22 protein-coding genes and 1 tRNA gene are annotated in these 17,928 nt (G+C 66.9%); 7 read left to right on the plus strand and 16 right to left on the minus strand.

The genetic code is table 11. From position 1 onward, the window contains the following. Nucleotides 1-26: 26 nt before the first annotated feature. From ACGHN1_RS01015 to ACGHN1_RS01025, 3 genes are read left to right on the plus strand one after another with little or no spacing between them, the layout of a single operon-like run. Entirely contained in the window at nucleotides 27-233 is a 207-nt protein-coding gene (locus tag ACGHN1_RS01015) for a DUF2093 domain-containing protein (RefSeq protein ID WP_390547554.1), read from the plus strand. Beyond that, nucleotides 230-1,165, plus strand: coding sequence for a M23 family metallopeptidase (locus tag ACGHN1_RS01020; protein ID WP_390547555.1), 936 nt, complete (start codon nucleotides 230-232; stop codon nucleotides 1,163-1,165). Before ACGHN1_RS01015 ends, ACGHN1_RS01020 begins: the two co-directional genes overlap by 4 nt. A 52-nt stretch (nucleotides 1,166-1,217) precedes the next feature. Beyond that, complete coding sequence (locus ACGHN1_RS01025) at nucleotides 1,218-2,165, plus strand: esterase-like activity of phytase family protein (protein ID WP_390547557.1); 948 nt, start codon at nucleotides 1,218-1,220, stop codon at nucleotides 2,163-2,165. Nucleotides 2,166-2,226: 61 nt separating this feature from the next. Here ACGHN1_RS01025 and rpmB read toward each other — a convergent pair whose 3' ends face one another. After that, a complete protein-coding gene (rpmB, locus tag ACGHN1_RS01030) occupies nucleotides 2,227-2,523 on the minus strand; it encodes a 50S ribosomal protein L28 (protein ID WP_390547559.1) in 297 nt (98 codons plus the stop codon). 178 nt (nucleotides 2,524-2,701) lie between these two features. Here rpmB and ACGHN1_RS01035 point away from each other — a divergent pair, with 178 nt between their 5' ends. Then, complete coding sequence (locus ACGHN1_RS01035) at nucleotides 2,702-2,950, plus strand: hypothetical protein (RefSeq protein WP_390547560.1); 249 nt, start codon at nucleotides 2,702-2,704, stop codon at nucleotides 2,948-2,950. A gap of 49 nt (nucleotides 2,951-2,999) precedes the next feature. Then, nucleotides 3,000-3,428: a nucleoside deaminase gene (locus ACGHN1_RS01040; protein WP_390547562.1), complete on the plus strand. Its 429-nt coding sequence runs from the start codon at nucleotides 3,000-3,002 to the stop codon at nucleotides 3,426-3,428. A gap of 6 nt (nucleotides 3,429-3,434) precedes the next feature. Here ACGHN1_RS01040 and ACGHN1_RS01045 read toward each other — a convergent pair whose 3' ends face one another. From ACGHN1_RS01045 to ACGHN1_RS01065, 5 genes are read right to left on the minus strand one after another with little or no spacing between them, the layout of a single operon-like run. Next, nucleotides 3,435-4,133: a ribonuclease T gene (locus ACGHN1_RS01045; RefSeq protein WP_390547563.1), complete on the minus strand. Its 699-nt coding sequence runs from the start codon at nucleotides 4,131-4,133 to the stop codon at nucleotides 3,435-3,437. Then, the gene (nadC, locus tag ACGHN1_RS01050; RefSeq protein WP_390547565.1) at nucleotides 4,130-4,996 is read right to left on the minus strand and encodes a carboxylating nicotinate-nucleotide diphosphorylase; all 867 of its coding nucleotides are present in this window, start codon (nucleotides 4,994-4,996) and stop codon (nucleotides 4,130-4,132) included. Before nadC ends, ACGHN1_RS01045 begins: the two co-directional genes overlap by 4 nt. Next, a complete protein-coding gene (locus ACGHN1_RS01055; protein ID WP_390547567.1) occupies nucleotides 4,993-6,108 on the minus strand; it encodes an AI-2E family transporter in 1,116 nt (371 codons plus the stop codon). The genes nadC and ACGHN1_RS01055 overlap by 4 nt, the downstream gene beginning before the upstream one ends. A gap of 28 nt (nucleotides 6,109-6,136) precedes the next feature. Beyond that, nucleotides 6,137-6,934: a LytR/AlgR family response regulator transcription factor gene (locus ACGHN1_RS01060; RefSeq protein WP_390547569.1), complete on the minus strand. Its 798-nt coding sequence runs from the start codon at nucleotides 6,932-6,934 to the stop codon at nucleotides 6,137-6,139. Continuing rightward, on the minus strand, nucleotides 6,931-8,166 hold the full coding sequence (locus ACGHN1_RS01065) for a sensor histidine kinase (protein WP_390547571.1): 1,236 nt from the start codon (nucleotides 8,164-8,166) through the stop codon (nucleotides 6,931-6,933). The genes ACGHN1_RS01060 and ACGHN1_RS01065 overlap by 4 nt, the downstream gene beginning before the upstream one ends. 87 nt (nucleotides 8,167-8,253) lie before the next feature. Here ACGHN1_RS01065 and ACGHN1_RS01070 point away from each other — a divergent pair, with 87 nt between their 5' ends. Then, complete coding sequence (locus tag ACGHN1_RS01070) at nucleotides 8,254-8,391, plus strand: hypothetical protein (protein WP_390547573.1); 138 nt, start codon at nucleotides 8,254-8,256, stop codon at nucleotides 8,389-8,391. Here ACGHN1_RS01070 and ACGHN1_RS01075 read toward each other — a convergent pair. The 10 genes from ACGHN1_RS01075 to ACGHN1_RS01120 all read right to left on the minus strand — a co-directional run bounded on the left by ACGHN1_RS01075 (nucleotide 8,388) and on the right by ACGHN1_RS01120 (nucleotide 17,654). Continuing rightward, nucleotides 8,388-9,359: a hypothetical protein gene (locus ACGHN1_RS01075; protein WP_390547575.1), complete on the minus strand. Its 972-nt coding sequence runs from the start codon at nucleotides 9,357-9,359 to the stop codon at nucleotides 8,388-8,390. The two genes, ACGHN1_RS01070 and ACGHN1_RS01075, sit on opposite strands and share 4 nt — an antisense overlap. Further along, nucleotides 9,356-10,048 (minus strand): DsbA family protein, encoded by a 693-nt coding sequence (locus tag ACGHN1_RS01080; protein ID WP_390547577.1) that lies wholly within the window; start codon nucleotides 10,046-10,048, stop codon nucleotides 9,356-9,358. Before ACGHN1_RS01080 ends, ACGHN1_RS01075 begins: the two co-directional genes overlap by 4 nt. A gap of 16 nt (nucleotides 10,049-10,064) precedes the next feature. Beyond that, nucleotides 10,065-11,447, minus strand: coding sequence for a M48 family metalloprotease (locus ACGHN1_RS01085; RefSeq protein ID WP_390547579.1), 1,383 nt, complete (start codon nucleotides 11,445-11,447; stop codon nucleotides 10,065-10,067). Between the two features lie 11 nt (nucleotides 11,448-11,458). Beyond that, on the minus strand, nucleotides 11,459-12,415 hold the full coding sequence (locus ACGHN1_RS01090; RefSeq protein WP_390547581.1) for an alpha/beta hydrolase: 957 nt from the start codon (nucleotides 12,413-12,415) through the stop codon (nucleotides 11,459-11,461). After that, entirely contained in the window at nucleotides 12,412-13,539 is a 1,128-nt protein-coding gene (locus ACGHN1_RS01095; RefSeq protein WP_390547583.1) for a phosphatase domain-containing protein, read from the minus strand. The genes ACGHN1_RS01090 and ACGHN1_RS01095 overlap by 4 nt, the downstream gene beginning before the upstream one ends. Nucleotides 13,540-13,605: 66 nt before the next feature. Continuing rightward, on the minus strand, nucleotides 13,606-15,393 hold the full coding sequence (locus ACGHN1_RS01100) for a hypothetical protein (RefSeq protein ID WP_390547585.1): 1,788 nt from the start codon (nucleotides 15,391-15,393) through the stop codon (nucleotides 13,606-13,608). Nucleotides 15,394-15,514: 121 nt separating this feature from the next. Next, nucleotides 15,515-15,976, minus strand: coding sequence for a DUF2141 domain-containing protein (locus ACGHN1_RS01105; RefSeq protein WP_390547587.1), 462 nt, complete (start codon nucleotides 15,974-15,976; stop codon nucleotides 15,515-15,517). Further along, nucleotides 15,940-16,656, minus strand: a complete 717-nt coding sequence (locus tag ACGHN1_RS01110) for a sterol desaturase family protein (RefSeq protein WP_390547589.1) — start codon at nucleotides 16,654-16,656, stop codon at nucleotides 15,940-15,942. The genes ACGHN1_RS01105 and ACGHN1_RS01110 overlap by 37 nt, the downstream gene beginning before the upstream one ends. A 33-nt stretch (nucleotides 16,657-16,689) precedes the next feature. Further along, complete coding sequence (locus tag ACGHN1_RS01115) at nucleotides 16,690-17,187, minus strand: MmcB family DNA repair protein (protein ID WP_390547591.1); 498 nt, start codon at nucleotides 17,185-17,187, stop codon at nucleotides 16,690-16,692. A gap of 56 nt (nucleotides 17,188-17,243) precedes the next feature. Beyond that, nucleotides 17,244-17,654, minus strand: coding sequence for a hypothetical protein (locus ACGHN1_RS01120; RefSeq protein WP_390547593.1), 411 nt, complete (start codon nucleotides 17,652-17,654; stop codon nucleotides 17,244-17,246). 141 nt (nucleotides 17,655-17,795) lie between these two features. Here ACGHN1_RS01120 and ACGHN1_RS01125 point away from each other — a divergent pair. Beyond that, nucleotides 17,796-17,872: transfer RNA gene (locus tag ACGHN1_RS01125), tRNA-Arg, on the plus strand. The last annotated feature ends 56 nt before the right edge of the window (nucleotides 17,873-17,928 follow it).

A 17,928-nucleotide genomic window follows, 5' to 3' on the forward strand; every position in this document is an offset into this window, starting at 1 on the left:
CAGGCGAGCCTGTTAGAAGCGATCCCATGTTGATGTCCTCCAATCGCAATTCCGGCGGCGAAGCCAAGCTGCGCTACGGTCCCAACGGATTCCGCGTCCTCCAGCCCGGCAGCCACGTGATCTGCGCCGCAAGCGGGGTGCCCATCGCGCTTGAGGATCTGCGCTACTGGTCCGTGGAGCACCAGGAAGCCTTTGCGAGCGCGGCGCTCGCGACCGAACGCCTGAAGCCTTGAGGGTTCATCTCCCGATGGCCGTGCGGTTCGCGCCGCTGCTTGGCCTCGCGGGCTGCGTGCCTCAATCGGCCGAGCCCGAGCCGGCACCGCCTCCGGTGACGACCCGCGCCGCTCCAGTGGTCCAGCCGGTGGCGACGCCTTCCCGCACTCCGATCCCGGCCGAGCCGGTGCGGCGCAATCTCGCCTTCCAGGGCCAGCTCGAACAGGGCGGCTGGATCCGCGGCACGATGCCTTCGAACACCGTCGATGCAGCACTCGGAGATACCGAAATCGCCTTCGACGAGGAGGGGCGATTCTTCGCCGCCTTCGATCGCGACCAGGGACCGTCCATCCGTCTCTCCGCCCGGCTGGAATCCGGCGAGACGACAACCCGCGATCTCGTCATCGCTCCGCGCGAATGGGATATCGAGCGGGTCAATGTCGCGCGACGGCCCGGCGGCGCGAGCGAGGCTTTCATGGCCCGCCGCATGCCCGAGCTCGAGGCGATCTATCTCGCACGGCAGAAGGAAACCGGGGCGCAGGGCTGGCGGCAGGATTTCATATGGCCCGCGACAGGGCGCATTTCGGGCCGCTTCGGCTCGCAGCGCATCTATCGCGGCAGCGAGGCGGGCAGCTATCATTCCGGGATCGATATCGCCACCGGTGGCAGCGGCTCGCCCTTCGTCGCGCCCGCGGACGGGGTCGTGGTGCTCGCCGTCACCGATTTCAGCCTCGAGGGGCAGTTGTTGATCGTGGACCACGGCCAGGGCCTGAACAGCGCCTTCCTCCACGCCTCGCGCCTGCTGGTGAGCGAGGGGGAGCAGGTGCGCCAGGGTCAGCACATCGGCGATATCGGTTCGTCCGGACGCGCCACCGGGCCGCATCTCCACTGGAGCCTGATGTGGCGCGATTCGCGTCTCGATCCGCTGCTCTTCACCGGACCGATGCGCTGAGTCGCGAGCAGCGGATCGGCATTTCGACCGCGCGACCGGCAGGGGCGAGAGCATGACCGCAAGGCGGTTGATAGCCCTCGGAATTGCCCTGGTGCTGGCTCCGGGCCTGTGGTGGCGCACGCCCGTGCCGCCACCCGACCACATGCCACCGGTCGATATCCGTCCGATCGCTATCGAGAGGCAGGCCTTCGGCCCTTTCGGACTGCAGAGGGGTTGGGAGCTTACTCCCCGCGATCCCTATGCCGGGGGCTATTCCGCACTGCTGTGGCGGGGGGGAGACACGCTGCTCGCAGCGAGCGACAACGGCAGGCTCGCGGAACTCGTAGGGCCGGATTTCGATGAAGCCGAGCAGCATGCCATCTTCGGCACCGATTCCTACGACAAGATCGGACGGGATATCGAAGCGCTGGCGGGTACTCCGCAAGGCAAGGTGTGGGCGGGCGTCGAGGCTCGCAACGCGATCCTCCGCATCTCTCCGGCGCTCGCGATCGAGGATCGGGTCCGGCCTCCCGCCATGGCGCGATGGAGAAGCAATTCCGGCCCCGAAACGCTCGCGCGCTTGCCCGATGACCGCTTTGTCGTGATCGCGGAGCGTGGGCGTGAAGGCGAGCACGAAGGGATCGTTTTCGCGGGCGACCCAATCTCAAACGATACGGGTGAGCAGTTCCGATTGGAGGTGCCAGCCGGATTCCGACCGGTCGATGGCGTCGCGAGCACCGATGGAACGCTGCTGGTCCTGCTGAGGCGACTGATCTGGAACGTCCCGGCGGACTTTCGGACCGCGATAGCGCTCTATCGAATTGCCGACCTCGAGCCTCGGGCCGTTTGGCGTCCGACGGCGCATTACGCGTTGCCGGAGGGTGCGCCCTTCGAGAATTACGAAGGGATCGCCCTGCGACCGGAGGCGAACGGAGGGGCGACGGTGTGGCTGATCTCGGACGACAATCTCAGCGGGTTCCAGCGCAGCTTGCTGCTCGAACTCACCTACCGGCCCTCATAGCAAAAAGGCGCGCGGCACCTGGCCGCACGCCCTTCGCGTGGTCCGTTAGGTACGGCGGCGTTTACGCGGCCGCCGCTTCCTTGCCGACCTTCTTCAACTCGCGCTTCACCTTGAGGGCGCGGTCGGAAAGCTTCTCGTCCTTGGTCTTGAGCAGCCAGTTGTCGAGGCCGCCATTGTGCTCGACCGAGCGCAGCCCGTGGGTCGACACGCGGAATTTGAAGCTGCGGTCGAGCTTCTCGCTCAGCAGCGTCACGTGCTGGAGATTGGGCAGGAAGACCTTCTTGGTCTTGTTGTTGGCGTGGCTCACATTGTGGCCGACCTGGCGGCCCTTGCCCGTCAGTTCGCAGATGCGCGACATGATGTTTCTCTCGTTCGGTCTGGAGCCGCGAGCGCTGGGCTGCGGCGGAATCATTGGCCGGGGGGTGTCCCGGAAAGCGGCGCGCATAGCCGTGGCGAACTGGAACGTCAAGCAAGGCTTTGGCATTGCTATCGTGGCGACAACCGGTCTAGCCGTTCCCTGTTCATAGGAGGACATCATGAAAAAGCTCGTATCCATCGCCCTGGTATCGGCGGCCGCCCTCGGCCTCGCGGCCTGCGACGTCGACCAGACGGAAGAGGGCGAGATGCCCGAAGTGACGGTCGAGGAAGGCAATATGCCCGAATACGACGTCAGCGCTCCCGAGGTCGAAGTCGGCACCGAGGAAACGACCGTCGAAGTCCCGACCGTCGACATCGAACCGGCGGACGACGCGGCTGGCGAGCCAGCCACCGACGACACCGAATAAGCGTATCGGGGCGGCGGCGACCGGCAACCTCGTGTTCGACCGCCGCCCGATGGACGAGGCTCTGCGGCTGGCGCGCGAAGCCGCCGCCGCCGATGAGGTGCCGGTCGGCGCGGTCGTGTTGCGCCAAGGCGAGATCGTCGGGCGGGGCAGTAACCGGCCGCGCGCCGCGCACGATCCCACCGCGCACGCCGAAGTGGAGGCGATTCGCCAGGCGGCCGCGGCACTCGGGTCCGAGCGGCTGGGCGATTGCGAATTGTGGGTCACGCTGGAGCCATGCGCCATGTGCGCCGGAGCCATCGTCCACGCCCGAATCGCACGGCTTTATTACGGCGCCGGCGATCCCAAGGGGGGTGCAGTCGAGCACGGCCCGCGCATCTTCGACCATTCCCAGTGCCTGCACCGGCCCGAAGTCTATTCCGGGATCGGCGAAGGCGAGGCGGCAGAGATGCTCCGCAGATTCTTCCGCGAGCGCAGATAGGCGCGACTACAGCCCCCGCCAGATTTTCAACGCGGCATCGTCCGGCACCCCGAAGCGCCTCCGGTCGCAGGGTTCGGGCCGGAAGCGCTTGCCGTAGCAGAGCCGCAATTCCTCCAGCCAGCCGCGCGCGTTCGTCTTGACGCCGATGGCGTCGCGCCGCCAGCCGCGATTGGCGGCGAGGAACCATTCGCGGATGTCTCCAGCGGTCAGCTCCGGCTTGCGGCTCAGGCGGTCGAAATCGGGAAAGCGCAGCGAGCGGTAGAGGATGTTGCTGACCCTGAAATAGGTCGCCGGGTTCCACCCGGAACAGCTGCCGTGCTTGGCCCATTGCCGCGCGACCAGGCGGACCGAGGGGCTGGCGCAGAGCTGCTGCGCGATCTGCTCGCCCATGGGACGACGGCGGGTCGGGCACCATTGCGGCCAGCCCGCATCGCCTTCCGGCCAGAAGCCGTGCAGCACGAAGCCGAACCGGCCATTGTCGCCCGAACATTGCAGGGCATGGCTACGCTCGCCCTCGCGCGGCTTGCAGAATTCCGGGCTCCAGCTCAGCGCCATCGTATAGCCGGTAACCGGCATCTGCCGCACCGGCCCGTCGCGCTCGATCGCGGGAGCGCTCACGGCTTGGGGCATGCGGCACTGGTAGGATTGCGCGGCGAGCGGCGTCGCCAGCCCGGCAGAGGCCGCGATGGCGGCGAACCACTTCACAGCGGCGTGAAATCTAGACCGATGTCGGCAGCAGGCGCGCTCTGGGTCAGCCGCCCGACCGAGACGTAGTCCACCCCGGTCGCCGCCTTGGCGCGGATCGTCGTCAGGTCGATCCCGCCGCTCGCTTCGGTTGGGACCCGGCCCGCCACCAGGGCAACCGCGTCGCGCAAGGTCGCCGGGGCCATGTTGTCGAGCAGGAGCCTCGTGGCTCCCGCCGCCAGCGCAGGTTCGATCTGGTCGATCCGATCGACCTCGCAGATGATGTCAGTCACCCCCGCCTCGACCGCGCGGCGCACCGCCTCGCCCACCGAACCGGCGACGAGGACGTGATTGTCCTTGATCATCGCCGCATCCCACAGACCCATGCGGTGGTTGGACCCTCCGCCCATGCGTACCGCGTATTTCTCGAGGTGGCGCAGGCCGGGAAGGGTCTTGCGCGTATCGAGCAGCGTGCAGTCGGGATTGTCCATCGCCGCGACATATTCGGCGACGAGCGTGGCGATGCCGGAGAGATGCTGGACCGTGTTCAGCGCGCTGCGCTCCGCGGTCAGCATGCCGCGGGCATTGCCGCCGAGGCGCATCAGGTCGGTACCCGCCTCCACCCAGTCGCCATCCTCCACCAGCCGCTCGATCTCCACCTCGGGGTCGAGCGCCCGGAAGAAGGCCTCGGCCACGGGTAGGCCCGCCACCCGGATTGCATCGCGGCTGTCCATCACGCCGGCGAAGCGCGCATCGGCGGGGATCACGCTCTCGCTGGTCACGTCGCGCCCGCCGTCCGGCAGACCGTGGCCGAGATCCTCGGCCAGCGTATCGCGGACGAAGCGATCGAGATCGAAGCCAGGAAGGGCGAATGCCGCGCTCATGGCACGTTCTCCTCGATCGGCGGAGTCGCGGCGGGCCGGACAATCCCGCGTTCCTCGCGCAGCACCGCCCATCCGGTGAGAAACAGGCCTGCCAGCAGCGGCCCGACGACGATGCCGCTCAACCCGATCGTGGCGATGCCGCCCAGCGTCGTGACCAGCACGATCCAGTCGGGAATGCCGGTGTCGCGGCCGACCAGTACCGGACGCAGGAGATTGTCGACCAGCCCGATCAGTCCGATGCCCGAGCCGGTCACGACCGCCGCCTGCCACCAGTCGCCGATCGCCGCGAGGTAGATCGCCACGGGAAGCCATACGATCGCCGGGCCGAGCGCGGGCAGGAGCGAGAAGATCGCCATCAGCACGCCGAACAGGACCGCGGCCGGCATTCCGACGATCCAGAAGGTGATCGCGCCGAGCGCACCCTGCGCCAGGCCCACGACCACCGACCCTTTGATCGTCGCGCGCACGACGACGGCGAAGCGGTCGGCTAGCCGATCCGCCACCGCGGGATCGAGCGGCAGCGCCTCCCGTATGGCCGGCGCGATCCGCTTCCCGTCGCGAAGCAGGAAATAGAGCACGTAAAGACCGACGCCGAGCGACAGCACGAAGGCGAAGGCGCTGCCGCCGATCGCCAGGGCCTGCCGGCCGACGACCATCACCGCCTGTTCCGCGAATTGCGAGATGCGCTGCTGCAGCACGCCGAAATCGCCGTATCCCGCATTGTCGATCATCCTCTGCCAGGCGAGCGGCAGCGCATCGTGAACCTGATCGAAGGCGGCGGCGGGGTCGATCTGTTGGGTTTGCAAGGCGAGATAGAGCCGGGTCGCCTGCTCTATCACGATGTTGCCGATCCAGATCGCCGGCACAACCACGACCACCGTGATGACGAGCAGGGTCGCGATCGCAGCGCGGTTCGCGCCCCCGAGATGCCGCTCGAAGCGCACGAACAGCGGCTGGAAGATCAAGGCGGCGAGCGCCGCCCACAAGATGGCAGTGGCGAAGGGCCAGGCGATCCAGATCAGCCCCGCCGTGACTAGCGCCAGGAACAGAATGAAACCGCCGCGCTCCACGCGCCGGCCGGCCGTCGGGCGGTCCGACGATGGCATCGTCATACCCCGTACCCCCTCGTCACGCGGTCGCTCAGTGAACGAAACGCGCGACGACGTCGCGGTAGCTGCGGCTCACCTTCACCTCGGCCCCGCTGTCGAGCACCAGGAAGCATTCGCCGTTGGTATGCGGCCTTACCTGACGGACCTGGTCGAGATTGACGATGGTCGAGCGGTGAACGCGCTGGAACTTGCGCGGATCAAGACGGCGTTCGAGATCCTTCATCGTTTCGCGCAGGATCAGCGAATTGTCGCCGGTGTAGATGCACATGTAATCGCCGGCGGCCTCGATATGCTCGATCGTGCCGACCTCGACGCGGAAGATCTGCCCACGATCCTTGACGTTGATGAGCTTCTCGTAGCGGCCCGCCGCCTCGCCCTCCTCGGCGGACATTTCCTCCGCCGCTTCGGGAGCCACTTCGGCGAGCACGTTGCGCAGCTTGTCGGCCTCGTCGGAGCTTTTCTTCTCGGCAAGGCGCTGGCGCACCCGCTCGATCGTGTCGGCGAGCTTGTCCTCGTCGACCGGCTTCATCAGGTAATTCACCGCATTGGCCTCGAAGGCACGGATCGCATGTTCCTGATATGCTGTGACGAAGACGAACAGCGGCGGGTCGATTTCCATCACTCCCTGCACCACCGAGAAGCCGTCGAAGCCGGGCATCTGGATGTCGAGGAAGACGAGGTCGGGCTTCTGTGTCTTGATCGCGCGGATCGCTTCGCGGCCGTTCTGGCAAGTCTCGATGATCTCGACATCTTCATACGGTTCCAGGCGGAGCTGGAGACCCTGGATGGCGAGCTTTTCGTCGTCGACGAGAATGGTACGGATGGTCATGTCTGCGGGGCCCTTTGCGGCACGGATGCATCGCTAACGGACGAGGGGGCCGCCGGTTGCCGCGATGCGGAAATTGAGGGGGTCTGCGGATCGTCTTTTTCCGCAGCTTCGAAGGGAATCTCGATCAGCACGGTGAACCCGCCGCTGTCGGGAGAGCGGATCTCGAACCGATGGTCCTCGCCATAGGCCTGGGCCAGCCGGTCGCGGATGTTGGCGAGGCCGACTCCGGTCGATGTCGTCCGGCGCGACCGGTCGAGCATGGCGGCCGGAATACCTTGCGAGGCTCGTCCCGTGGTGTTTCCGGAGCCGCCATCGCGAATGCCCGGGCCGGTGTCGCTGACCGTCACCCTGAGGCGCGGGCCGACGATCTGCGCGGTCAGCGCGATCTCGGCGCCGTCTTCCTGCGGGCTGACGCCGTATTTGATGGCGTTCTCGACCAGCGGCTGGAGCAGCATCGACGGGATGCAGGCTTCGGCCGCCTGCGGATCGACGCGGAAACTGGTCTGCAGCCGGTCCTCGAAACGCATCCGTTCGATGTCGAGATAGAGCTTCAGTGTCTCGACCTCCTGTTCGACGGTCACCTTGCCGCCGGGCTCGGTGACCAGCGTGTGACGCAGAAAGCTCGAGAGGCGGGTAAGCATGGCGTTGGCCGGCGCGGTCTGCTTCAGCAGCACCAGCGTGCTGATCGAATTGAGCGTATTGAACAGGAAATGCGGATTGAGCTGGTAACGCAGCATGGCGAGCTGCGCGCTGGTCGCCTGCGCCTCCAGCCGCTCGAGACGGTCGGCCTGTTCCTCGACCTGGAGGAAGAAGTTGATGGCGTAATAGAGCGCCGACCATGCGCCCAGCAGCGTCAGATCGATGAAATAGATGCCCACGAAGAGTCGGGCAAACCCGCCATCGGGCGAGGCGCCGGCAAGGTCGAGCACCCAGCTGTCGATGAAGGCGTAGACTCCGGTCGCCACGAACAGCACCGCGCCGGTCGCGCCCCACGTCACCAACGGCCTGCGGGTGATGAGGTGGCGATAGACTACCGACAGGATCAGGCTGAGCGAGAAACCGGTGATCGAGGCGATTAGGATGATGACCAGCCGGTCGGTCGGCTGGTTGTTGGCGACGGCCGAGATCGCGCGGAGCAGGAAGGCGCCGCTCCACCCGGCAAACTGGAGATTCCAGAAAGCGCGGTTCTTGTTCTCGAAGAACGGCGTCGGTTGGATGGGCAGCACGGCCATAGGCGGGCCGCCTTAGCGCAATTGCGAGGCGCTGCGCCAGCCGCTAGGATGCCTGCTTTCGGGCGGGGCGAGGGAGAGATACGATGGATGTCAGCGATCGGGCGGCGGTCGACCCGGATTACGAGAGCGAGCCGCTCCCAATTCTTCAAACCGATGGTCCGCCGGGTCATGGCGAAACCGCGCGCCAGCGCCTACGCCAAGGCGATGGAGGAAGACGTCGCCTAGTCGGCCAGGCTCTCGCGCCGGAAATGGCGCGACCAGTCGGCGGCGGTTCCGCCTTGCGTTAGCACACGCTCGATCTCGCCCAGTTCGGCGGCGATGAACTCGACCCGTTCGTCCCACCCGTCGTGGGTGCGCTTGCGCAGCAGTCCGCCGCCATGCCGCGGGCCCCACCGCTCCATGAAGCGCACCGCGGCCCCGGGATCATAGCCGGCGTTCTGGAGCAGCCAAGGCATCAGCCGATCTGCCTCGCGCTCGGTCAGACGAATAAGCGAGCGCCCCCTTCCGGCAGCATCGAGCGTGGCGCGGTGACCCAGCAGATTGTGCGCCAACTCGTGCGCGATGGCGGCGGCAAATTCATCTTCCGGATAGCCGAAACCGGGAAAGTCGCGACCGAAGATGACACGGGAGCCCTCGGCCAGGGCACGCTGCCCGGAGGTGAGGACCTCGAACCGTGAGCGGCACACTGGGACCGCGGGTATGGCGACGTCTCGCCGGGCGCCGTCGGGGGCGATCCATCCGACCGATGCAGGAGCGCCCGGCATGAGCGCGCTATCGATCGCATCCTGCAACAAGGTCAACCGCTCCCAGCTGGGAGCGCCGCGCGGCCAATCCGCCGTCACCACCCCGTTCACCGAGACGAGCGTCGCATCCAGCGGCAAGCCCGCTCGATCCGCCGGTGAATCGGGGGCGACGGCCTGCACGCCGATATCTCCGGTGAGGCCATGCGCCGCGCGCACCGCCTCCGGATCGTCGTAGGCGGCGGCATCGTGGAGCAGGATCCCGAGCGCCGGAACGGTCTCGCGGCAGAAAGGGGCGTTGGCGCGAGCCAGTCTCCAGCCGATCGCGAAAAGCTGCGCGTCGCGCTGTTGCAGCTCGGCGAGTTCGCTTTCAGGCTCCGCCGCCGCTAGCTTCTCCGGTCCCGCGAAGACCATCGCCAGCGCGGCCGCCATCCACGCGGCCAAGGGCTTCACGCCCCGTCGACCTGCTTCACCGCTTCGGCCAACGCATCGTAGCCCACCGCGCCCTGGAGAATGCGGTCGCCCGCGACCCAGGCTGGCGTGCCGACGAATTCGAGCGAGCGGGCCAGCTGTTCGTTGCGGGCGAGCTCGGCCGCTACCTCTCCCGAGTCGGCGACGCGGCGCGCCCGTTCGAGATCGAGCCCGGCCGCCTCGGCAGCGCGCGCGATGGTGGCAGTGGTCGGCTGTCCGAGCTCGAACAGCGCCTGGTAAAAGGCATCGTATCGTCCCTGTTCGGCCGCCGCGAGCGCCATCCGTGCGGCCGCTTCGGAACCCTCGAAAATCGGCCATTCGCGCACCACCACGCGCAGTTCGGGATCTTCCGCGATCAGGCGGCGCACGTCGGGCTCGCTCTGCCGGCAATAGCCGCAAGCATGGTCGGTGAAGCTCACCAGAGTGCGCGAGCCCTGCGGATTGCCGCGCACCGCGCCGGGGAAGGGATCGTAGAGCTCGTCGCCGACTGCCGCCAGCCGCTCGCCGCTCTGCTCGTCCTTCAGCGCCTCGACCATCTCGTTGAGGATGCCAGGGTTGGCGAGAAGATAGTCGCGGGTGCGGGTCTGCCCCAATCCGCTCAGCGACCACAGGCCCGCGCCGACGAAACCGAACACGAGCGCCAGGATGGCGGTGAAGATGTGCTGTCTCATGTCGGAACCCTGCCAGTCAGCGCCGCGAACCGCCACCGTCTTCGCGGATACGCTCGAGCATGGCGCGCGCCTCTAGCGCGACGTCCTGGGCCCTCAACCAATCGGGCGATCCCTCCGGCAGCCCTGCTTCTGCTTCGCGCGCGCTCCGCAGGGCGAGTTCGTATTCGCGGGTCATCACCTGCTGTTCGGCGCTGGCGAGCCGGGCGCGGGGCAGATCGCCGCGCGCGGCGTATACAGTACCGAGCTGACGCCAGGCGAAGGGGTTGTAGCGATCCTTGGCCACTGCCGCGCGCAACACGCGCTCCGCCTCCGCGTGGTTGGCAGGGTCTTCGGTGGCGATCAGCGCATGGCCGAACAGCGTGGCGATCAGCGGCTGCGCGTTGGTTAGCGCAGTGGCACGGCGGAGTACGCCGAGCGCCTCTCCCGGCCGGCCCGATTCGAGCAGGATCTGCCCCTGGAGTTCGAGGAAATAGGGATCGTCGGGGGCACTCGCGAGCAGCGCCTCGGTCTCCGCCAGCGCCTCGGGCACCTTTGCCTGGCGATGATAGGCATAGGCGCGGGCGTAGCGCGCGCCGACCGACGTGTCGCTCGCGGGGTAGACCCGCATGATCTGCTGGGGGTCCGCGAGGTAACCGGCCAGCTTGGCCTTGATCCGGGCGAAGCGTTGCTGGAAGTCCGGGTCGGGCGCCGCGTTCCATGCCGGGTCTTTCTGATAGACCTCGCGCAACATCGCGATGCGATCGCCCGAAAGGGGGTGGGTACGGGTGAAGGCCGCCTCGTCGTCCTGGCTGTAGCCGTAGCGGAATTCCTGATTCTGTAGCTTGCCGAAGAAATCGAGCGAACCCTTGCCGGAGATGCCCGCGTCGGAGAGGTATTGCGCTCCCGCGAGATCGGCCGAGCTTTCCTCGGTCCTCGTGTAGGCGAGGAATTTGCCGAGTGCGGCGCGCTGGCCGGCCATTACCGCCGCCATCGCCGCATCTCCGGCTCCGGCGAGCGCGGCGCCGATTCCGGCGAGCAGCGAGAGCAGCGAGATGTTGCTCGCCGCCCGCGCACCCTCGCTCTGGCGGATGATGTGCCCGCCGGTGATGTGCCCGAGCTCGTGGGCGATCACGCCCTGGACCTCGTTGGCGGTCTCGGCTTTGTCGATCAGGCCGCTGTGAATGTAGACGGCCTGGCCGCCGGCGACGAAGGCGTTGATCGATGGATCGTTGATAAGCACCAGATCGACGTTGCCGGGGCGCAGGCCGGAGGCTTCGACCAGCGGTTCGGAAATGTCGTCGAGAAAGGCTTCGGTCTCGGCGTCGCGCAGGATCGACTGCGCCGCCGCAGGCTGAGCCATGAGGGCGAGTGCAGCCGCCGCAGCGAGGCAGCGAGCGAGATGGTGGGCAAGGGCGGACATCCGGCGGAAGGCTAGCGGGATTCGCGCTGAACCGGAACTGAAGAGTTGTTGGCGGAGGCTGTGCGTTCGCTCAAGGCTTCGCGGGCGAAGGCAAGGATCGGATCGAGCACGCGGCCGCCCTGCGCGAAGGGTCGCGACAGACCCATCACCAGTCCGGCATGGCTCATACCGTCGTATTCGACGAGTTCAGCCTCTCCGCCCGCCGCTTGCATGGCCTGCGCGAGGTTGCGCGAATTGTAGGGCCGCACCACCGTATCCGCGGTGCCGTGCTGCAGCAGCAGGGGCGGGGCATCGGCGCGCGCGAAGCGGATCGGCTGGGTGATCCGTCCGTCGGCGACATGACCGAAGGCGTTGATCGAGCTTTCCTTGTCGAAGGGAAAGAAATCCGCCGGGCCGGCCATGCTCACCACGCCGGCGATGGTATCCGGGGGGACGCCCGCCGCCTCGAGCCAGCGCGGTTCGAGACCCAGCATCAGCACATTGTAGGCGCCCGCCGAATGACCGACCAGGATCATGGAATCGGCATCGACATTCTCTCGTTCGGCAGCATCGCGAACCCAGCGCAGCGCCGCCGCGCTGTCTTCGAGCATGGCCGGATAGCGGCCTTCGGGCACGAGGCGGTAACCGATGAGGGCGGCGGCATACCCCTTGTCGGCGAAGGTGCGCGCCACGAAGCGATAATCGCTCGGACTTCCCGAATGCCAGCCTCCGCCATGCGAGAAAACGATCAGCGGAAAGCCTCCGGGCGGCGGCTCGCCTTCCGGCACCCAGAGTTCGCTGGCAGGTTCGTCTCCGCTCGTCGCCACCAATTCGGCGGCGCGATCGCGCGCAAAGCGCGCATCGATCCAGTCGAGCGTGCCGGAGGACCCGGCGGCGACGGCCCAGCGCCACAGGGCGAACCCGATCAGTGCGAGGAAGGCGATCGCGATGACGGTCCAGCCCAACTTTCCCGGTCTCCGTCTCGTCATGCCTCGGTGCTCCCCGCCGCATCGTCGCCCGCCGGGGCCGACTTGTCCACCGCCTTGACGATCTCTTCTGCCTCGCCATCGTGTCCGAGCCCGATGGACTGGAGGAAGGCCCGGCCGCTGTCGTAGCTCTCGCCCAGCCACAGCGGGACTCCTGCCCCCTCGATCGTGGCCTTGGCGGCAAGCTCTTCGGCGGTGAAGGGTTCGCCCGCCCGGCGGATGAACACGGCACGGATCTGCCTCGCCCGTTCGGCGACGATCTGTCCGAATGCGGCAAGATCGCCCTGCGTGTCGTCACCGATCAGGGCGAAGCGCAGTTCGGGATAGGTCTCCAGAATGCCTCGTATCGCCGCCAGCTTGTGCGCGCCGTGGCTGGAGGAGCCGAAGGTGGCCCGGTCCAGCCCCCAGTCGCGCAGCATCAGCGGCCCGAGCGGCAGGTTACGGCTCCGCTGGAAGGCCACGAGATAGGAAAAGAGGTTCCAAGGGCTCGAGGAGACGTAGAAGAAGGGATGCCGGGTCGCGCTCAGCCGCTCGCCGGTGTGGGGCCGGTCGGACCGGGGCACCGCGCCGCCACCGAGGGCGCCGTAGAACACGTCCGCTCCCGGAACCAGGAGGCGCTCGTCCGGAAGCTGTGCGACCACCCTTCGCCAATTGCGCAGGATCTGGCGAAAACCCCCGGTGATGCCGGTCTCGATGATGGTATCGTCGATATCGGAGATCACCGCCAGCCCTGCGTCGCTCCCCGGCGCAAGGACATGTGCATCGACGCATCGTGCGCCGCTGCCGTCGTTCCAGTGCAGCGTGACCACTTCCCAGCCCGTGTGGTCGGTCGCTTGCCATTCGGGTTCGAGACGGAGATCGAAACGAACGAAACCCTCATTGTCGGTGAGACCCTGATGCCGCGCCGCGACGCCTTCGGGGGTCTTGAGCTCGAGTTCGACCGGAAGTTCGGCGATCTCGTGCGAGGCGAATTGGGCGATCATCGTGCGCATCGCGCGCAGGCGACCGCCCGGCTCGAAACCCGGCTTTTTCGAGCGCAGCGCCCGCGCAGTGAGGAACAGCCGCTCGCGGTTGCGATAGCCGAAGTAGGGCTGGATACGGACAGGCGCGGTGGGAAAGAGCGGCATCGCCCCGGCTGCTAGCCGGGCATTCCTGTGCTGCCTACCCTGTGCGACCGGCCTGCCGGCGCCTGACTACGCGACCAACCGGCGGGCGGCCCGTTCGACCAGGCGGACCTCTTCGGGGACCTCGCCCAGAACCGTTACGCCCCCATCGGATTCGCGGCGGACAACAACCAGCGCGAATTCGGGTCCGTCCTCGACGAGATCGGCGATGGCGACCGGAGCGAGTTTTCGCAGTTTTCTGGCGAGGGTCGGGCGGATGGTCTTGCGGGTCCGGGCCGGTGTGCCGGCGTCTTCGCGACGCGCCTGCCGTTCGGCCTCGACCACGCCCTTGAGGCCGCCCGCGGCATTTCGGAGGAAATCGGCGAGCGATCCCGCGGCGAGGCCCAGGCGGTGGGCGTGCGAGAGGACCGCGGCGTATTCGGTGACGCGGGTCTTGTCGTAATCACTGCCGAAGACGAGCTTGATAACCGGAGTCATGGGCGCGCGTGCCTGAACGGTGAGGCCGCTGTCGGCGAGCAGCTCGGAAAAACCGTCCTTGTCCTTCTCGGCTTCGAGACTGACGTCGTAAGCCCGCCCAACAGCCTGGTAGAGCGCCGCGCGAGTCCGGTCCTCGCTTGTCCGGGCAGCCTGCGCCAGTTCGCGCGCATCGGCCAGCGTGTCGTAGAGCCCCTCGGCAAGGTCGAGCGCTTCGACGTCTTCGATGGCCTCGGCCTCGTCGAACCGGGCATCTGGACCCGGATCGATCTCGGGCGCCGCGTCTTCGTCTTTATCGTCAACCTGGAAGGTTATCGGCGTACGGACGAATTCCGGCTCTGGTGCGTCGCTCTCATATTCCTCGGGGACGGCGGGCGTGGAGTCCCTGTCTGGCTCCTGCTGCGAATCGTGCAACGAGAGGTCCAGCAACGGCCTGCGTCGCTGTCCACGCGAGACCAGAGCTGAGAGACCCGCTCCGATGTTTTCGTCGGCGAGCGGATCGACGACCTCGTCGACGTCCTCGTCGTCCGTTTCGTCCTCGAGACCCTGCTCGCCATAGTCCACTGCGTAATCGGGCTGGATCTCGTCCTCGTCGTCGAAATCGTGATATTTGCGGACCTGCCCTTCGCCCCGGCGTCGCAGCGGCGAATCGGCCGCGTCCCAGTCGATCCCGACGGAGGATGTATCGATTTCATCGCCCGTCCGGTCGTCCGCATCGTCTTGTTCGTCGACCCATTCGCCCGCGAGGTCGAGGACGGCATCGTCAGCGGGCGCGGCACCGTCGTTTTGCCCGAGCGCCTGGTCGATCTCCAGCAGCAGCTCGTCCGCGGTTTCTTGGTCGGCCAGCTCCTTCCAGTTGATCACCCCGAAGATGAAGTCGATCGTGACGTCGTCGCTCGAATAGGGCAGCAGGATTCCGCGATAGAGCACTGTCTGGTCGCGCTGATTGACGAACTCGGCTTCGAAGCCGATCGGTGCCTGGTTGGCGAGTATCTGCAAATAATGGTCGGTGATCCGGCTCAGCAGGGAGCGGCTGGGAACATCGGACAGCCGCGCCACCGGGCCCACCGCGTCGCACTCGGAGGCAAGCTCTTCGCCCAGGAAGCGAACCCGCGGGTTTTCGATACCGTTGCGGAAGTCGAGGAGGACCGAGTAGGCGCCGAAATCCCCGAGATTTTCGGGATCGAGATCGTCGATGGCGGGAAAATTGCGGTCGTCGAGCAGGCTGGCCCAGTGGTTGTAGGCGCGCACCTGCATGCGGCGCTCGTCCTGGCCGACCGGAGATTGCGGCGCGCCGAGATCGTCTCCGTGATCGGAGTCGTCGTAGTCTTCGTGATCGTCGGCGTGATCATACGAGCCGAAAGTGCCGCCAAGCCGGTCCATGGCCTGCCCCCGATAATTCTTAGGTTCGGCAGGATTTATGGGCGCTCCTTGGTAAAATTACCGTAAATGCGCGTTTACGATGATCGATGGTGCCTTGACCCACAACGCGACGAGGCGGCCATCAGAGCAGGTATCGCATCCGTATCGAAAGGTTCTCGGGCTTGTCGGCGACCTGGAATGCGGCGTCCTGGAACTTGGGCGGCCCCATCCGGACCTTGGCGTCGCGCGAAAAGCCAAATCCTTCGGTGGGAATCATCATCGCCGCGCGGTCGGCCTTGCCGTTGGAATTTTCGTCGTGGAGCAATGCTATGGCATAGCGCCCGGGCTTTACGTCCCGAAAGACGAAGGTCACACCCTTGCCCGCCGCGACCACCGTGCCGTGCGCGCCATCCACCCCGCGGCATTTCGGGAAACTCGACGGATCGCGGGTCATGCAGGCGCGCACCACGCCTTCGGCCGAACGAACGTCGGTCACGGTCACGGTGATGTCGACGCCGCCCGGAACCGCACCGGCGCTCAGGCCCAGCGCCAGCGCCGGAGCCGCGATCAGGCGTGCGGGGAAAGCCCGCGGTCGGTGCCGCACAGCCGATCCCAGAAGCGGAAATAGAGTCCGTAATTGCATCGGTACTTTTCGTGGTGAAGCTGGTGGTGGCTGGCGGTTATCAGCCAGCCTCCTAACCGCGAGTGAACCAGGGCGCGAGGAAACATTTCCCAGCCCATGTGATTGGTGACCCCCATTACGGTCATGACCGTCAGGACGAGCCCGAGAACGGCGACATGGACGGGGACGAAGAAGACCAGCAGCGGAATCACGACCGCTCCGGTCAGCGCCTCGATCGGGTGGAAGCTCATCGCCGCCCAGGCGGTCGGCGGGCGGCTGGCGTGGTGGACGCCGTGCGCCAGGCCGAACCAGCGCGGACGGTGCATCAGGCGGTGGGTCCAGTAGAACCAGGTGTCGTGAAGGAACAGATAGACGAACAAGGAGACCGGCAGGTACCACAGCGGAAATTCGTCCCACTCGGAGTAGATGCGAGTCCAGCCGCGCTCCTGCCACCCCCAGGCGACCACCCCTGCAGGAATGCCGTAGATCGCGGCGGAGGCGAGCGACCAGCCGATCTCGCGCCTGATCTGCGGACCGAGCCGGGCGTGATACCCCGGCCGCACTCGCCCGGTCACCCAAGCGAAGGCCCCGCTCGCAGCGATATATCGCAGCGCGACGATTGCCGTCATGGCGGCGGCGGAGATCAGGATCGCGGCCAGCATCGGTAGCTTATGCACCAATGCGGTCCCGGATGGCTAGGCTTCGGTGCCCCAGGGCGCACATTCCGGATCCCCGCCCACGGTCAACCGGCGCAAGGCGGTGCGGGCCAGCCGTTCGACCTCGACCTTGCGGCGTGCCGCGGCGAGCGCATGCAGGGGAGCGGGACGTAGGATTTCCGCGTCGTAACCGTCGGCAACGATCACGCCGCAGCAATCCGGCCGGTAGCCGTCGCCCTCGAGCGGGCTGCGGTCGAGCCCCGGGGGCACGCCCCAATAGAACCTGTCGCAATGGTCGAGATAGTCGGGCCACTTTCCGTCGCCGAGCATGTCACCGCGCTGGACCTTGATCTCGACGATGATGACGCGGCCCTTGTCGTCGATACCCATCAGGTCGGCGCGGCGGCCGTTTCTCAGCGGCATCTCGGCCAGACACCAGATGCCGTTGCGGGCGAACAGACGCTGGATCCCGCGCGACACGTCGCGCGCCGTGCGGGTCTCGTCGATGGGGAGGGGAATCGCAGCGTGGCCGGTCATGGGACATTGCTGGAACAAAAAGCGAACCGGGTCAAGCGCCCGATCGCGTTCGGCGATCAGCCGATCGCTTCGGGGGCATCCACCAGAGCCTGGATCGCCCGGCGTCCGGCGTGGAACTCGCGCCACAGGGTCAAGGCCGCCGCGGTCGCGTCGCCACCCCTCTCGACCACTCCGAGCAAGGCGGTGAGACCGGTCTGCATCACTGCCGACAGATCTTCCACGCCGCGGATGGCGAGGGCCCGGCGCGTCGACTCGGCCGCAATGGCGCGGCGAGGCAGGGCCGCAATACCGTGCGAGCGTTCCTCGTGGGCGAGCTGGGCCAACGACGCCACGGCGTCGGCGGCATCGTGCAGCGCATCCCAGCGTGCCGAAAGCGAGCCGCCGGTCCGATCCCCTGTGGGATCGGCCGCGAGCGGCGGCAGTTCCGTCGCCTGCGAAAGATCGAATTCGTGGGACAGCGCGTTCATGCGCCTCGTCCTAACCGCCTTTGCTTTCCAAACGGCTAACGATACCGACCAGCGCGAAAGGCGGCGCTCTTCGCGAATGTGCTTGGCTTGGGAGGTCACCCTTTGCTAAGCGCGCCGTCCATCGCGACAGATGGCGAGGATGCACCCGTAGCTCAGCTGGATAGAGCGCTGCCCTCCGAAGGCAGAGGTCACAGGTTCGAATCCTGTCGGGTGCGCCAATGTCGAGATGCTGCGATTGCCGGGCACGGCGAGGCGGCGCTTTCTCGCGGCATTA

The organism is Qipengyuania sp. MTN3-11 (assembly GCF_042851825.1).
Lineage (GTDB): Bacteria > Pseudomonadota > Alphaproteobacteria > Sphingomonadales > Sphingomonadaceae > Qipengyuania.

Bases quoted from the DNA above. Each gene is read 5' to 3' on its own strand.
- ACGHN1_RS01035 (WP_390547560.1), top strand. From the start codon at position 2,702: ATGAAAAAGCTCGTATCCATCGCCCTGGTATCGGCGGCCGCCCTCGGC.
- ACGHN1_RS01095 (WP_390547583.1), bottom strand. From the start codon at position 13,539: ATGCCGCTCTTTCCCACCGCGCCTGTCCGTATCCAGCCCTACTTCGGC.
- ACGHN1_RS01025 (WP_390547557.1), top strand. From the start codon at position 1,218: ATGACCGCAAGGCGGTTGATAGCCCTCGGAATTGCCCTGGTGCTGGCT.
- ACGHN1_RS01070 (WP_390547573.1), top strand. From the start codon at position 8,254: ATGTCAGCGATCGGGCGGCGGTCGACCCGGATTACGAGAGCGAGCCGC.
- ACGHN1_RS01055 (WP_390547567.1), bottom strand. From the start codon at position 6,108: ATGACGATGCCATCGTCGGACCGCCCGACGGCCGGCCGGCGCGTGGAG.
- ACGHN1_RS01060 (WP_390547569.1), bottom strand. From the start codon at position 6,934: ATGACCATCCGTACCATTCTCGTCGACGACGAAAAGCTCGCCATCCAG.
- nadC (WP_390547565.1), bottom strand. From the start codon at position 4,996: ATGAGCGCGGCATTCGCCCTTCCTGGCTTCGATCTCGATCGCTTCGTC.
- ACGHN1_RS01065 (WP_390547571.1), bottom strand. From the start codon at position 8,166: ATGGCCGTGCTGCCCATCCAACCGACGCCGTTCTTCGAGAACAAGAAC.
- ACGHN1_RS01015 (WP_390547554.1), top strand. From the start codon at position 27: ATGTTGATGTCCTCCAATCGCAATTCCGGCGGCGAAGCCAAGCTGCGC.
- ACGHN1_RS01090 (WP_390547581.1), bottom strand. From the start codon at position 12,415: ATGACGAGACGGAGACCGGGAAAGTTGGGCTGGACCGTCATCGCGATC.
- ACGHN1_RS01100 (WP_390547585.1), bottom strand. From the start codon at position 15,393: ATGGACCGGCTTGGCGGCACTTTCGGCTCGTATGATCACGCCGACGAT.
- ACGHN1_RS01110 (WP_390547589.1), bottom strand. From the start codon at position 16,656: ATGCTGGCCGCGATCCTGATCTCCGCCGCCGCCATGACGGCAATCGTC.
- ACGHN1_RS01080 (WP_390547577.1), bottom strand. From the start codon at position 10,048: ATGAGACAGCACATCTTCACCGCCATCCTGGCGCTCGTGTTCGGTTTC.
- ACGHN1_RS01115 (WP_390547591.1), bottom strand. From the start codon at position 17,187: ATGACCGGCCACGCTGCGATTCCCCTCCCCATCGACGAGACCCGCACG.
- ACGHN1_RS01040 (WP_390547562.1), top strand. From the start codon at position 3,000: ATGGACGAGGCTCTGCGGCTGGCGCGCGAAGCCGCCGCCGCCGATGAG.
- rpmB (WP_390547559.1), bottom strand. From the start codon at position 2,523: ATGTCGCGCATCTGCGAACTGACGGGCAAGGGCCGCCAGGTCGGCCAC.
- ACGHN1_RS01085 (WP_390547579.1), bottom strand. From the start codon at position 11,447: ATGTCCGCCCTTGCCCACCATCTCGCTCGCTGCCTCGCTGCGGCGGCT.
- ACGHN1_RS01120 (WP_390547593.1), bottom strand. From the start codon at position 17,654: ATGAACGCGCTGTCCCACGAATTCGATCTTTCGCAGGCGACGGAACTG.